Below are 14426 nucleotides of genomic sequence, written 5' to 3'. Positions count from 1 at the left end.
CTCGCGATAGCGATCCAACAGGCGCTGAAACTTTAGCGCTGATGCACCAATTTACCGGCCGCATACGTCTGCGCCACCGTCCGGTCATCCCCCAGCGTCATCAACACGAACAACCGCTCGGCAATGTCCTTGGCCTGCTTGAGGCGATAGCTCAGCAGCGGTGTGGCGTTGTAGTCCAAAACCAGGAAGTCCGCGTCCGTCCCCGGCTGCAACGTGCCGATCTTGTCCTCCAGGCGCAGGGCCCGGGCGCCGCCGAGGGTGGCCAAGTACAGCGACTTGAACGGGCTCAGCCGCGCCCCTTGTAACTGCATCACCTTGTAGGCTTCGTTCAGGGTGTGCAACAGCGAAAAACTGGTGCCGCCACCGACGTCCGTGCCCAACCCTACGTTCACCTTGTGCTTCTCGGCCATCGGCAGGTTGAACAGGCCGCTGCCGAGGAAAAAGTTCGAGGTCGGGCAGAAGGCGATGGCCGAACCGGTCTCGGCCAGGCGCGCGCATTCGTCGTCGCACAGGTGCACGCCGTGGGCGAACACCGAGCGCTCGCCGAGCAATTGGTAATGATCGTAGACGTCCAGGTAACCCTTGCGCTCCGGGAACAGTTCCTTGACCCACTGCACTTCCTGCAGGTTCTCGCTGATGTGAGTCTGCATGTACAAGTCGGGGTATTCCCCCAGCAACTGACCGGCCAGGGCCAGTTGTTCCGGGGTGCTGGTGGGCGCGAAGCGTGGGGTCACGGCGTAGTGCAGCCGGCCCTTGCCGTGCCAGCGCTCGATCAGCGCCTTGCTCTGGGTGTAACTGGATTCGGCGGTGTCGGTCAGGTAGTCCGGGGCGTTGCGGTCCATCATCACCTTGCCGGCGATCATCCGCAGGTCGAGCTTCTGGGCCACTTCGAAAAACGCATTCACCGACTGCGGATGTACGCTGCCGAACACCAGCGCGGTGGTGGTGCCGTTGCGTAGCAATTCCTTGACGAAAATGTCCGCCACCGCATCGGCGTGGGCCTTGTCGGCGAACTGGCTTTCGCAAGGGAAGGTGTAGGTGTTGAGCCAGTCCAACAGTTGCTCGCCATAGGCGCCGACCATGCCGGTTTGCGGCAGGTGGATGTGGGTGTCGATCAACCCTGGCGTGATCAGCGCGTCCGGGTAATGGGCGATTTCGATATCCGCCGCCAGGGTCGGCAGCAGGTCATGGGCGTGGCCGACGGCACTGATCTGGCCGTTCTCCACCACCAGCAAACCGTCTTCGAAGTATTCGTAGGACGCTTCGATACCCACTTCGGCCGGGTCGGCGAGGCTGTGGAGCAGGGCGGCGCGGTAGGCTTTGCGTGTCAGGGGCATGGGGATTCTCAACGAGTGTTCAACGGTTCGCCTGGCTGCGGCGCGAGGCCGGCAGCAGCTTGGCAATCGGTTCGGCGCGCACGGTGTGCTGGCCGAAATCGGCGTTATAGGTGGCGATGATTTCGCCAGCGATGGAGATGGCGATTTCCACAGGCAACTTGCCTTTGACTTCGCCGATGCCCATCGGGCAACGCATGCGTTGCAAGGTGGCGCTGTCGAAACCACGATCGCGCAGGCGATGTTCGAACTTGACCCGTTTGGTCTTCGAGCCGATCAGGCCGAAGTAGGCAAAGTCGTTGCGCTTGAGGATCGCGGCGCTCAGTTCCAGGTCGAGCTGATGGTTGTGGGTCATGACGATGCAGTAGCTGCCGGCGGGCAATTCGTCGACTTCATCCAGTGGCTCTTCGGTGACGATCTTGTGCACGCCGTGGGGCAAGTGTTCGGGGAATTCCGCTGCCCGCGAATCGATCCAGCGCACCTTGCAGGGCAGGCTCGCCAGCAGTGGCACCAGGGCGCGGCCGACATGGCCGGCACCGAACACGGCGATCTGCGCCTGGACCTGGCCCATGGGTTCGAACAGCAACACGGTGACGCCGCCGCAGCACTGGCCCAGGCTCGCACCGAGGCTGAAGCGCTCCAGATGGCTATTCCGCTGGCCGCTGGCGAGCATGTTCCGGGCGATTTCCATGGCCTTGTATTCCAGGTGGCCGCCACCGATGGTGTCGAACGTCTGGCTGGCGCTGATGACCATCTTCGAACCGGCGTTGCGCGGGGTGGAGCCGAGTTCTTCGATGATCGTCACCAGCACACAGGGTTCGCCGCGGGTTTGCAGGTCGGCGAGGGCGCTGATCCAGTTGTACATATTCCACCTCGACATCTGTTTTGTCTGTTCCGGCCTCATCGCGAGCAAGCTCGCTCCCACATGGGGTTGGTGTTCACAAATACCCCGTGGGAGCGAGCTTGCTCGCGATCGGCCGCGCCACGGTCTAGAGCGAAGCCACTTCGACTTCAGCTTCCTCAGCCTTGACCGCCTTCAACCCTCGCATCTGCTCACACCCCCACAACACCCGCTCCGGCGTGGCCGGGGCGTCGATGTTCGGTTGATGCCGGTAATCCCCCAGGCTCGCCACGGCGTCCTTGATGGCGCACCACGCGGCGATACCGAGCATGAACGGCGGTTCGCCCACGGCCTTGGAGTGAAACACCGTGTCTTCAGGGTTCTTGCGGTTTTCCACCAGCTTGACCCGCAGGTCCAGTGGCATGTCGGCCACGGCGGGGATCTTGTAGCTGGCCGGGCCATTGGTCATCAGCTTGCCCTTGTCGTTCCACACCAGCTCTTCCATGGTCAGCCAGCCCATGCCCTGGATGAAACCACCCTCGACCTGGCCGATGTCGATGGCCGGGTTCAGCGAGGCGCCGACGTCGTGGAGGATGTCGGTGCGCAGCATCTTGTACTCGCCGGTGAGGGTGTCGACGATCACCTCGGCACAGGCTGCGCCATAGGCGTAGTAATAGAAGGGGCGGCCACGGGCCTGGCTGCGGTCGTAGTAGATTTTCGGGGTCTTGTAGAAGCCGGTACTCGACAGCGAGACCTGGGCGAAATACGCCTGCTGCACCAGTGCCTCGAAGCTCAGGATGTGATCGCGCACCCGAACATGGCCGTTGTGGAATGCCACGTCTTCTTCGCTGACCTTGTACTGCCGCGCGGCGAACTCCACCAGGCGTCGCTTGATGGTTTCGGCGGCATTCTGTGCTGCCTTGCCGTTCAGGTCGGCGCCGCTGGAGGCCGCGGTGGGCGAGGTGTTCGGCACTTTGTCGGTGTTGGTCGCGGTGATTTGCACGCGATCCATTTCCACCTGGAACACCTCGGCCACCACCTGGGCGACCTTGGTGTTCAGGCCCTGGCCCATTTCGGTGCCGCCATGGTTGAGGTGGATGCTGCCGTCGGTATAGACGTGGATCAAGGCGCCGGCCTGGTTGAGGAAGCTGGCGGTGAACGAAATGCCGAATTTCACCGGGGTCAGCGCCAGGCCTTTTTTCAGGATCGGGCTGTTGGCGTTGTAGCGGCGGATCGCTTCACGGCGCTCGGCATACTGGCTGCTTTCTTCAAGCTCGGCGGTCATTTCCTCGAGCATGTTGTGCTCGACGGTCTGGTAGTAGTGGGTGACGTTGCGTTCGGTCTTGCCATAGTAGTTGGCCTTGCGCACCGCCAGCGGATCCAGACCCAGGTGCCGGGCGATGGCATCCATCACCTCTTCGATGGCGACCATGCCTTGGGGCCCGCCGAAACCCCGGTAGGCGGTGTTCGACGCGGTATTGGTCTTGCAGCGGTGGCCGTTGATGGTGGCATCGCCCAGGTAGTAGGCGTTGTCGGCATGGAACATCGCCCGGTCGACAATCGATGCCGACAGGTCCGGCGAGCAACCGCAGTTGCCGGCCAGTTCCAGGGCGATGCCGTGCAAGCGCCCGCGGCTGTCGAAGCCCACGTCGTATTCGATGTAGAAGGGGTGGCGCTTGCCGGTCATCAGCATGTCTTCGACCCGGGGCAGGCGCATCTTGGTCGGTTGCCCGGTGAGGTGGGCGATGACCGCGCACAGGCAGGCGGGGCTGGCGGCCTGGGTTTCCTTGCCGCCAAAGCCGCCGCCCATGCGGCGCATGTCCACCACGACCTTATTCATCGACACGCCCAGCACTTCGGCCACCAGTTTCTGCACTTCGGTGGGGTTCTGGGTCGAGCAGTAGACGATCATGCCGCCGTCCTCGGTGGGCATCACCGAGGAGATCTGGGTTTCCAGGTAAAAATGCTCCTGGCCGCCGATGTGCAGCGAGCCCTGGAGGCGATGTTCGGCGCTCGCCAGTGCCGTGGCCGAATCGCCACGTCGGTGGGTGTGGCTGTCGAGCACGAAATGCCGCTTGCGCAGGGCTTCGACCACATCCAGGACCGGTTCCAGGTCTTCGTATTCGACGATGGCGGCCATCGCCGCCTTGCGGGCGGTTTCCAGGTCCCTGGCGGCGACGGCCAGCACCGGTTGGCCGACGAACTGCACGTCATCGATGGCCAGCAGCGGGTCGCCGGGCAGCAGCGGGCCGATGTCCTTCAGCCCCGGAATGTCGGCATGGGTAATGGCGATGCGCACGCCTTCGAAGGCGTAGCAGGGCGCGGTATCGATGCGGATGATCCGGGCGTGGGCGCGGTCCGACAGCCGGGCGTACACGTGCAACTGGTTCGGGAATTCCAGGCGGTCATCGATGTACTGCGCTTCGCCGGACACATGCTTGGCGGCGCTGTCATGCTTGACGCTGCGGCCCACGCCAGTGGTCAGGTCACGGGCGAACAGCTCGGCCAGTTCGGCCTGGGTCTTTTCTACGGCGTGATGGTTAGACATAAGCGGTCACCCGAGTCTCGATGTGCGGCGTTTGCAGTTCGATGAAGTATTTGCGCAACAGGTTGCGGGCGCTGAGCAAGCGGTATTCCTTGCTGGCGCGGAAGTCCGACAGCGGCGTGAAGTCCTCGGCCAGGGCCGCGCAGGCGCGTTCGACGGTGCTGTCGGTCCACGGCGCGCCGATCAATGCCGCTTCACAATACTTGGCGCGCTTGGGTGTGGCGGCCATGCCGCCGAAGGCGACGCGGGCGTCGCGGACCACGCCGCTGTCGATGCGCAGGTTGAACGCCGCGCACACCGCGGAAATATCATCGTCCAGGCGTTTGGACACCTTGTAGGCGCGGAACGCCTGTTCGGCACTGGCCCGGGGCACGATGATCTTTTCGATGAATTCGCTTTCCTGGCGCGCAGTGACCCGGTAGTCGATGAAATAGTCTTCCAGGGCCAGGGTGCGCCGGGTCTGGCCCTTGCACAGCACGATTTGCGCGCCGAGGGCGATCAGCAGGGGCGGCGAGTCGCCAATCGGCGAGGCGTTGCCGATGTTGCCGCCGAGGGTGCCCTGGTTGCGGATCTGCAGCGAGGCGAAGCGTTGCAGCAGCTCGCCAAAGTCCGGGTATTCGGCTTTCAGGGCTTCGTAGCAATCGGAGAGGGCAGTGGCGGCGCCGATCTCCAGGCGATCGTCGAAACGCTCGATGCGCTTGAGTTCGGCGACGTTGCCCACGTAGATCATCACCGGCAGGGTGCGGTGAAATTGTGTGACTTCCAGGGCCAGGTCCGTGCCGCCGGCCAGCAGGCGCGCCTGGGGATAGGCGTCGTAGAGATCGGCCAGGTCGGCCACGGTCAGCGGCACCAGGCAGCGTTTGTCACCGCTGTTGAGCTCGCCGGTCTCGGTCGGTGCGATGGCTTTGAGGCGGGCGATGGTCTCGGCCTCGCGGGCGTCGAACTGGTCCGGTTGCTTGCCGCAACAGGCTTGCTCGGCGGCGGCCAGGATCGGCCGGTAGCCGGTGCAACGGCAGAGGTTGCCGGCCAGGGCTTCGTGGGCCTTGTGGGCGTCGGGCTGCTCGCTGTTTTTTTGCAGGGCGAACAGCGACATGACGAAGCCCGGTGTGCAGAAACCGCACTGCGAACCGTGGCAATCGACCATCGCCTGCTGGACGCTGTGCAGCTGGCCCTGGTGCTTGAGGTCTTCGGCGCTGATCAACTGCTTGCCGTGCAGGGACGAGACGAAGGTCAGGCACGAATTGAGGCTGCGGTAGCGAATGCGTTCGCGGCCATTCGCGTCCGTTTCCAATTCGCCCACCACCACAGTGCACGCACCACAGTCGCCGCTGGCGCAGCCTTCTTTGGTGCCCGGTTTGCCAACATGTTCGCGCAGATAGTTGAGCACGGTCAGGTTCGGGTCCAGGGCGTGCTCGCTACGGAGTTCCTGGTTGAGTAAAAACTGGATCACGGAAGGCCTCGCAGACTCATTATTGTTGTATCGACATGGGCCTGAATTTATCAGGTCTGACTTTTCGGTCAATGATTTTCTGACTTAAAGGTCAGGAAAATTCGTTTGGTCGATCAACTGCCGTGTTTGGTCAGTATGGACCCATTGTGGGAGCGAGCTTGCTCGCGATAGCGCCGGGTCTGTCGATGCGTTCATCGGCTGGTGCACCGCCATCGCGAGCAAGCTCGCTCCCACAGGTTTGGTTCAGGATGAAAAGCTCAAACTTTTTTGCTTATATCGTGCCAAAAACCCCCTGCAGGCCCTGCGCCATGACGTATCGAGTGCGCTACACTGCGCCGCCTGTGCAGATCGAAGAGTTTGAAGGACAACCATGACGTTCAAGGCCCCGGACAGCCTCGCCGAGCAAATCGCCCACCATCTCGCCGAACGCATCATTCGCGGCGAAATGAAGCCGGGAGAGCGCATCCAGGAACAGAAGGTCACGCTGGCGCTCAATGTCAGCCGCGGCTCGGTCCGCGAGGCCTTGCTGATCCTGGAACGACGCCATTTGATCGCGATCCTGCCGCGCCGCGGCGCCCACGTCACCGAACTCACCGAGCACAAGGTGCGCAGCCTCTGCGCGCTGATGAGCGAGTTGTACGTCCTGCTGGGCAACGCCGTGGCCCATGGCTGGAAAGAACAGGCCGACATGGCGCCGTTCGTGGCGATCCAGCAGCGCCTCCAGGACGCCTACGCGCGCCAGGACATCCGCACCTTCGTCGATGAAAGCTTCAGTGTGATGCGCGCGGCCTATCCCTTTGCCAACAACCCGTACTTGCAGGAAACCGTCGAGAACCTGCAACCGGCCATGAGCCGTGCCTATTTCCTGGCCCTGGAGCAGCGCAAGGCGGAAATGAGCGAATTCCTCGACCTGTTCCAGCGCCTGCTCGCCGCCGTGCTGGCCCGTGATCTGCCGCAGATCCGCATCGTGCTCACGGCCTACGCCCAGCGCAGTTGCGATCTGGTGGTTTCTGCCCTGACGGCGGCCTGACGTGCGGCTCAAGTGCATCAAGTTGGCGGGGTTCAAGTCCTTCGTCGACCCGACCACGGTGAACTTCCCCAGTAACATGGCGGCGGTGGTCGGCCCCAACGGTTGCGGCAAGTCGAACATCATCGACGCCGTGCGCTGGGTGATGGGCGAGAGCTCAGCCAAGAACCTGCGCGGCGAGTCGATGACCGACGTCATCTTCAACGGCTCCACCAGTCGCAAACCGGTCAGCCAGGCGAGCATCGAATTGGTGTTCGACAACTCCGACGGCACCCTGATCGGCGAGTATGCGGCTTATGCGGAGATTTCCATTCGTCGCAAAGTGACCCGCGACAGCCAGAACAGTTATTTCCTCAACGGCGCCAAGTGCCGGCGTCGCGACATCACCGATATTTTCCTCGGTACCGGCCTGGGCCCGCGCAGCTACTCAATCATCGAACAGGGCATGATCTCCAAGCTGATCGAAGCCAAGCCCGAGGACTTGCGCAACTTCATCGAAGAGGCTGCGGGAATCTCCAAATACAAGGAGCGGCGCCGCGAAACCGAAAACCGCATTCGCCGCACCCACGAAAACCTGGCGCGCCTGACCGACCTGCGCGAAGAGCTCGAACGTCAGCTCGAACGTCTGCACCGCCAGGCCGAGGCCGCGAAGAAGTACCAGGAATACAAGGGCGAGGAGCGCCAGCTCAAGGCCCAGCTTTCGGCCCTGCGCTGGCAGGCGTTGAACGAGCAGGTCGGCCAGCGTGAAGCGATCATCGGCAACCAGGAAGTCAGCTTCGAAGCCCTGGTGGCCGAGCAGCGTAATGCGGACGCCGCCATCGAGCGCCTGCGCGATGGCCATCATGACCTGTCCGAGCGCTTCAATCTGGTGCAGGGACGCTTCTATTCCGTGGGGGGCGACATCGCCCGGGTCGAGCAGAGCATCCAGCATGGGCAGCAACGGCTGCGGCAGTTGCAGGATGATTTGAAGGAAGCCGAGCGGGCGCGCCTGGAAACCGAATCGCACCTGGGCCACGACCGTACCTTGCTGCTGACCCTCGGCGAAGAGCTGGACAGGCTCACGCCGGAGCAGGAAATCACCAGTGCCGCCGCCGAAGAGGCCGCCGCGGCCCTGGAAGAAGCCGAACTGACCATGCATGGCTGGCAAGAGCAGTGGGACAGTTTCAACCTGGCCTCGGCCGAGCCGCGGCGCCAGGCTGAAGTCCAGCAGTCGCGCATCCAGCAGTTGGAAACCAGCATGGAGCGCCTGGCCGAACGTCAGCGCCGCCTGTCCGAAGAGCGCGCCTTGCTCGCGGCGGACCCGGAAGACGCAGCGATCCTGGAACTGAGCGAACAACTGGCGACCAGCGAAGCCACCCTCGAAGACCTGCAGGCCAGCGAAGACGCCCAGGTCGAACGCCTTGAGCAACTGCGCCAGGCCTTGCAATTGGCCTTGCAGAACCAGCAGCAGGGCCAGGGTGAGTTGCAGCGGCTCAATGGGCGCCTGGCTTCGCTGGAGGCTTTGCAGCAAGCGGCGCTGGACCCGGGCACCGGCACCGCCGAATGGCTGCGCGACCAGCACCTGGCCGAGCGTCCGCGGTTGGCCGAGGGGCTGAAGGTCGATGCCGGTTGGGAGCTGGCGGTGGAAACCGTGCTGGGGGCCGACCTGCAAGCGGTACTGGTGGATGACTTCGGCGGCTTCGACCTGTCGGGCTTCACCCAGGGCGACCTGCGCCTGCTCAGCCCGGCTGGCGACGGAGTGCGAATGCCCGGCAGCTTGCTGGACAAGGTCGAGGCCCAGGTGGACCTGTCGCCCTGGCTGGGACAGGTCAAGCCGGTGGACAGCCTTGAGCAGGCCTTGGCCCTGCGCGGGCAATTGGTGGCCGGCGAAAGCCTGATCAGTCGTGACGGGTATTGGGTCGGCCGGCATTTCCTGCGAGTGCGCCGGGCCAGCGAAGCCGAGAGTGGCATGCTCGCCCGTGGCCAGGAAATCCAGCGCCTGGGCGCCGAACGCGAAGAGCGCGAAGCCAGCGTCGAAGCCCTGGAAACCGAATTGCAAAACCTGCGGGCGCAACAGCGTCAACAGGAAAACGGCCGCGAACACCTGCGGCGGCTGTTGCAGGATGAGGCGCGCCAGCAAGGCGAGCTCAAGGCGCAGTTGTCGGCCGGCAAGGCCAAGGTCGAGCAACTGGCGCTGCGTCGCACCCGCCTGGAAGAAGAAATCGCCGAACTGGGCGAGCAGCGGGCGCTGGAGCACGAACAGATCGGCGAGGCGCGCTTGCAACTGCAAGAAGCCCTCGATGCCATGGCACTGGACACCGAGCAGCGTGAACTGCTGCTGGCCCAGCGCGACAGTTTGCGTGAGCGCCTGGATCGGGTGCGCCAGGAAGCACGCCAGCACAAGGACCACGCCCATCAGTTGGCGGTGCGCCTGGGCTCGCTCAAGGCTCAATACGATTCCACGCGCCAGGCCTTGGAACGGCTGGAAATGCAGTCCGAACGCCTGACCGAGAAACGCGAGCAGTTGAGCCTCAATCTGGAGGAGGGCGAGGCACCTTTGGAAGAGCTGCGCCTCAAGCTCGAAGAGTTGCTCGACAAGCGCATGAGTGTCGACGAAGAGCTCAAGACGGCACAGATCGCCCTGGAGGACGCCGACCGCGAACTGCGTGACGCCGAGAAGCGCCGCAGCCAGGCCGAGCAGCAATCCCAACTGATCCGCGGCCAGATGGAACAGCAGCGCATGGAATGGCAAGCCCTGACGGTGCGGCGCAAAGCCTTGCAGGACCAATTGCTGGAAGACGGCTACGACCTCGACGGCGTGCTCGCCACCCTGGTGGCCGGGGCGAACGAGAAAGACGCCGAGGAAGAGCTGGAGCGCATTGCCCAGCGTATCCAGCGCCTGGGGGCAATCAACCTGGCGGCCATCGACGAGTACCAGCAGCAGTCCGAGCGCAAGCGCTACCTGGACGCCCAGAACGATGACCTGGTGGAAGCCCTGGAGACCCTGGAAAACGTCATCCGCAAGATCGACAAGGAAACCCGCAACCGCTTCAAGGATACCTTTGATCAGATCAACGGTGGTTTGCAGGCCCTTTTTCCAAAAGTTTTCGGTGGCGGCAGCGCCTATTTGGAACTGACGGGCGAAGATTTACTCGATACAGGGGTGACAATCATGGCGCGTCCTCCCGGCAAGAAGAACAGCACCATCCATTTGCTCTCCGGTGGCGAAAAGGCACTGACCGCGTTGGCCCTGGTCTTTGCCATCTTCAAGTTGAACCCGGCGCCGTTCTGCATGCTCGACGAGGTCGACGCGCCACTGGACGACGCCAACGTAGGCCGTTACGCACGGCTGGTGAAGGAAATGTCTGAAACGGTGCAGTTCATCTACATCACCCACAACAAGATCGCCATGGAAATGGCTGATCAGTTGATGGGGGTGACCATGCACGAGCCCGGCTGTTCGCGACTGGTGGCAGTGGATGTGGAGGAGGCCATGGCCATGGTGGATGCCTGAACAACCGGTTGTAGGGCTTCTACTTCGAACGCTGTAGGTATTTTTTACTCGGGGGGTTGATGTTCAATTCACAGATTGGGCACAAGCCTATGCGACAGACGGTGTAAAGTTATCTTTGGTCGTGCTAGTTTAATGTCAATTTTTCGTATGCGTGGGCAAAACGCCATTCAGAACATAGAGTTGGCGCCACGTTTTAAAGCGGTTTGCAAATAGCTAAGCCCCTTATTTTTCAGCATTTTTATAGAGGCACGGGATTACATGGAAATCGGTCTGCGCGAGTGGCTGATCGTCATCGGCATCATTGTCATTGCCGGTATTCTTTTCGACGGCTGGCGTCGTATGCGCGGCGGCAAGGGGAAACTGAAGTTTCGCCTGGATCGCAGCCTGTCGAACCTGCCCGATGAGGATGACAGCGCCGAACTGCTGGGCCCGCCGCGGGTGCTGGACACCCACAAGGAGCCGCAACTGGACGAGCACGACTTGCCGTCGATGAGCGCCCCTGTCCGCGAGCCACGGGAGTCGGGTTCCAAGCGCGGCAAGCGCAACAGCGAGCCGTCCCAGGGGGATTTGAACCTGAACCTCGACCTGGATGGTGGGCCGAGCTTCAGCAGTCGCGACGGCGACTTCCCGGACGAGACCAAGACCCCGAGCGTCGACAAGGACCAGGCCCAGGCTGAAGAAGTGCTGGTGATCAGCGTGATCTGCCGCGACCCGGCCGGCTTCAAGGGGCCGGCGTTGCTGCAGAACATCCTCGAAAGCGGCCTGCGTTTCGGCGAGATGGACATTTTCCACCGCCACGAAAGCATGGCCGGTAATGGCGAGGTGTTGTTCTCCATGGCCAATGCGGTCAAGCCCGGTGTGTTCGACCTCGATGACATCGATCATTTCAGCACGCCAGCGGTGAGCTTCTTTCTCGGCCTGCCGGGCCCGCGTCATCCCAAGCAGGCCTTCGACGTGATGGTGGCCGCGGCTCGCAAGCTGTCCCAGGAACTCAATGGCGAGCTCAAGGATGACCAGCGCAGTGTGCTGACCGCCCAGACCATCGAGCATTACCGCCAGCGCATCGTCGAATTCGAGCGCCGGGCGCTGACCCAGAAGCGCTGAGGCCAAGATCGCTGGCCTGTAGGAGCTGCCGAAGGCTGCGATCTTTTGATCTTTCGCTTGAGATTCAAGTGTCAGGGGAAAGATCGCAGCCTCGTTGCACTCGTCAGCTCCTACAGTTCCTACACGCGATCAAAGTATTGAGAATGAGCAGCCCAGGCTGCTCTTTTGCTTTATGAGAGAACACCCATGAACGCAGTCGAAACCCGCATCCAACAGCTGCGCACAGAGTTGGACCAGCACAACTACCGCTACCACGTCCTCGATGAGCCGAGCATCCCCGATGCCGAGTACGACCGCCTGTTCCACGAGCTCAAGGCCCTGGAAGAGCAACATCCGGACCTGGTCACCAGCGACTCCCCGACCCAACGGGTCGGCAGCGTGGCGCTGTCGGCGTTCAGCCAGGTGCGCCACGAGATCCCGATGCTCAGCCTGGGCAACGCCTTCGACGAAACCACCATGCGTGAATTCGACCGGCGGGTGACCGAAGGTCTCGACCTGCCCATGGGCGACTTGCTGGGCGGTGGCGCGGCGGTGGAGTACAGCTGCGAGCCGAAGCTCGATGGGCTGGCGGTCAGCCTGTTGTATCAGGATGGCATGCTGGTGCGCGGCGCCACACGCGGTGACGGCGCCACGGGCGAGGACATCAGCGTCAATGTGCGCACCGTGCGCAACATTCCCCTCAAGTTGCAGGGCACTGGCTGGCCACCGCTGCTGGAAGTGCGCGGCGAGGTGTACATGTCCAAGGCCGGCTTCGAGCGCCTCAACGCTACGCAGTTGGAGGCGGGCGGCAAGACGTTTGCCAACCCGCGCAACGCGGCGGCCGGCAGCCTGCGTCAGCTCGATTCCAGGATCACGGCCAACCGGCCCCTGGAGTTCTGTTGCTACGGCATCGGCCAGGTGACATCGGACATTGCCGACACCCACATCGGTAACCTCAAGCAACTCAAGGCCTGGGGTCTGCCCATCAGCCGTGAGTTGAAGCTGGCCCACGGTATCGATGAATGCCTGGATTACTACCGCGACATCGGCGAGCGGCGCAACGCGTTGCCCTACGAGATCGACGGTGTGGTGTTCAAGGTCAACAGCATCGCTTCCCAGCGCGAGCTCGGTTTCCGCGCCCGGGAACCGCGTTGGGCCATCGCCCACAAGTTTCCCGCCACTGAAGAACTCACCGAACTGCTGGACGTCGAGTTCCAGGTCGGCCGCACGGGCGCGGTGACTCCGGTGGCCCGCCTCAAACCGGTGAAAGTCGCCGGCGTGACCGTGGCCAACGCCACCCTGCACAACATGGACGAAGTGGCGCGCCTGGGCGTGATGATCGGCGACACCGTGATCATCCGCCGTGCCGGGGATGTGATCCCGCAGGTGGTGCAGGTCGTCACCGAGCGCCGTCCGGAAAACGCCCGCCCGGTGGAGGTGCCCCAGCAATGTCCCGTCTGCGGCTCCCACGTCGAGCGCACGCAATTGATCAAGCGCAGCAAGGGCCGCGAAACCGTCAGTGAAGGCGCGGTGTACCGCTGTGTCGGTCGCCTGGCCTGTGGCGCCCAACTCAAGCAGGCGATCATTCACTTCGTCTCGCGTCGGGCCATGGACATCGAGGGCCTGGGCGAGAAGAGCGTCGAGCAACTGGTGGATGAGGGACTGGTGGGTTCGCCTGCCGATCTGTATGCCTTGACCTTCGAACAGGTGGTCGACCTGGAAGGCTTCGCCGAGCTGTCGAGCAAGAACCTGCTGGCCGCCATCGTCGACAGCAAAAAGCCTAGCCTGGCGCGTTTCATCTATGCCCTTGGCATCCCGGACGTGGGCGAGGAGACCGCCAAGGTCCTGGCCCGCTCCCTCGGTTCGCTGGAGCGCGTGCAGGCGGCCTTGCCCCAGGTACTCACGTACTTGCCGGACGTCGGTCTGGAAGTGGCCCATGAGATCCACAGCTTCTTTGAAGACCCGCACAACCGCCAGGTGATCAAGGACCTGCTGCGCCATGGCCTCGAGATCCAGGACCAGGGCGAGTTGGGCGCCGAGTTCTCCGCCAGCACTACCCTGGGTGGCTTTCTCGACAAGTTGCACATTCCTTCGGTGGGGCCGGGCGGGGCGCAGAAACTGGCGGACAAGTTCGGCTCGCTCGAAGGCGTGATGAATGCCGATTGGCTGGACATGCGCCAGGCGCTGCCGGAAAAGCAGGCCAACGCCGTACGGGAGTTCTTCGCCATCGCCGCCAACCGTCAGCAGGCAGAAGCGGCGCAACAGCAGTTGCGCGATTTCGGTATGCACTGGCAAAGCGAGAAGAAAGTCGTCGAAGGCTTGCCCGAGGCCGGGCATACCTGGGTGCTGACCGGTTCGCTGGAGTTGATGAGTCGTGACGTTGCCAAGGACAAGTTGGAGAGTCTGGGGGCGAAGGTTGCCGGTTCCGTGTCGGCGAAAACCCATTGCGTGGTGGCCGGGCCGGGGGCGGGTTCGAAATTGACCAAGGCAAACGAGCTGGGGCTCAAGGTGCTCGACGAAGCGGCGTTCGTGGCTTTTTTGAGTCAGCATGGCATCACGGTTCAATCGTGAAGGCACCCTCTGTGGCGAGGAAGCTTGCTCCCTCGCCACGGTTTATTCGGTGTTGTGACGCAGTGCGGGGGAACGATCCGAC

The 14426-nt window shown here is 62.9% G+C and carries 8 protein-coding genes; 4 read left to right on the top strand and 4 right to left on the bottom strand.

The genetic code is table 11. The features are described from left to right. Window positions 1–32: 32 nt before the first annotated feature. The 4 genes from guaD to xdhA form a co-directional block, all read right to left on the bottom strand. Window positions 33–1337 carry a guanine deaminase gene (gene guaD / locus BLU85_RS02960; protein ID WP_092197446.1) on the bottom strand — a complete coding sequence of 435 codons (1305 nt, stop codon included), beginning with the start codon at window positions 1335–1337 and terminating at the stop codon, window positions 33–35. A 19-nt stretch (window positions 1338–1356) separates the two neighbouring features. Further along, window positions 1357–2199 (bottom strand): xanthine dehydrogenase accessory protein XdhC, encoded by an 843-nt coding sequence (xdhC, locus tag BLU85_RS02955; RefSeq protein ID WP_092197444.1) that lies wholly within the window; start codon window positions 2197–2199, stop codon window positions 1357–1359. A 124-nt stretch (window positions 2200–2323) separates the two neighbouring features. Then, window positions 2324–4723 carry a xanthine dehydrogenase molybdopterin binding subunit gene (gene xdhB / locus BLU85_RS02950; RefSeq protein WP_092197442.1) on the bottom strand — a complete coding sequence of 800 codons (2400 nt, stop codon included), beginning with the start codon at window positions 4721–4723 and terminating at the stop codon, window positions 2324–2326. Then, window positions 4716–6170, bottom strand: a complete 1455-nt coding sequence (gene xdhA, locus BLU85_RS02945) for a xanthine dehydrogenase small subunit (RefSeq protein ID WP_092197440.1) — start codon at window positions 6168–6170, stop codon at window positions 4716–4718. Before xdhA ends, xdhB begins: the two co-directional genes overlap by 8 nt. A 370-nt stretch (window positions 6171–6540) precedes the next feature. On the opposite strand from xdhA, the gene BLU85_RS02940 reads away from it, so the two are divergent. The 4 genes from BLU85_RS02940 (at window position 6541) to ligA (ending at window position 14344) form a co-directional block, all read left to right on the top strand. Next, entirely contained in the window at window positions 6541–7200 is a 660-nt protein-coding gene (locus tag BLU85_RS02940) for a GntR family transcriptional regulator (RefSeq protein ID WP_092197438.1), read from the top strand. A gap of 1 nt (window position 7201) precedes the next feature. Then, window positions 7202–10690 carry a chromosome segregation protein SMC gene (gene smc, locus BLU85_RS02935; RefSeq protein WP_092197436.1) on the top strand — a complete coding sequence of 1163 codons (3489 nt, stop codon included), beginning with the start codon at window positions 7202–7204 and terminating at the stop codon, window positions 10688–10690. Window positions 10691–10948: 258 nt separating this feature from the next. Beyond that, window positions 10949–11794, top strand: a complete 846-nt coding sequence (gene zipA / locus BLU85_RS02930; protein WP_092197434.1) for a cell division protein ZipA — start codon at window positions 10949–10951, stop codon at window positions 11792–11794. A gap of 186 nt (window positions 11795–11980) precedes the next feature. Next, a complete protein-coding gene (ligA, locus tag BLU85_RS02925; RefSeq protein ID WP_092197432.1) occupies window positions 11981–14344 on the top strand; it encodes an NAD-dependent DNA ligase LigA in 2364 nt (787 codons plus the stop codon). Window positions 14345–14426 lie beyond the last annotated feature (82 nt).

The sequence above is a fragment of the Pseudomonas sp. NFACC14 genome, assembly GCF_900106885.1.
Lineage (GTDB): Bacteria > Pseudomonadota > Gammaproteobacteria > Pseudomonadales > Pseudomonadaceae > Aquipseudomonas > Aquipseudomonas fluorescens_AA.
The sequence above is the reverse complement of the archived record's forward strand: the minus strand, read 5'-3'. Positions and strand labels throughout refer to the sequence as shown.

Excerpts from the sequence above, each read along its gene's own strand:
- xdhB (WP_092197442.1), bottom strand. The coding sequence starts at position 4,723 with ATGTCTAACCATCACGCCGTAGAAAAGACCCAGGCCGAACTGGCCGAG.
- ligA (WP_092197432.1), top strand. The coding sequence starts at position 11,981 with ATGAACGCAGTCGAAACCCGCATCCAACAGCTGCGCACAGAGTTGGAC.
- zipA (WP_092197434.1), top strand. The coding sequence starts at position 10,949 with ATGGAAATCGGTCTGCGCGAGTGGCTGATCGTCATCGGCATCATTGTC.
- BLU85_RS02940 (WP_092197438.1), top strand. The coding sequence starts at position 6,541 with ATGACGTTCAAGGCCCCGGACAGCCTCGCCGAGCAAATCGCCCACCAT.
- xdhC (WP_092197444.1), bottom strand. The coding sequence starts at position 2,199 with ATGTACAACTGGATCAGCGCCCTCGCCGACCTGCAAACCCGCGGCGAA.
- guaD (WP_092197446.1), bottom strand. The coding sequence starts at position 1,337 with ATGCCCCTGACACGCAAAGCCTACCGCGCCGCCCTGCTCCACAGCCTC.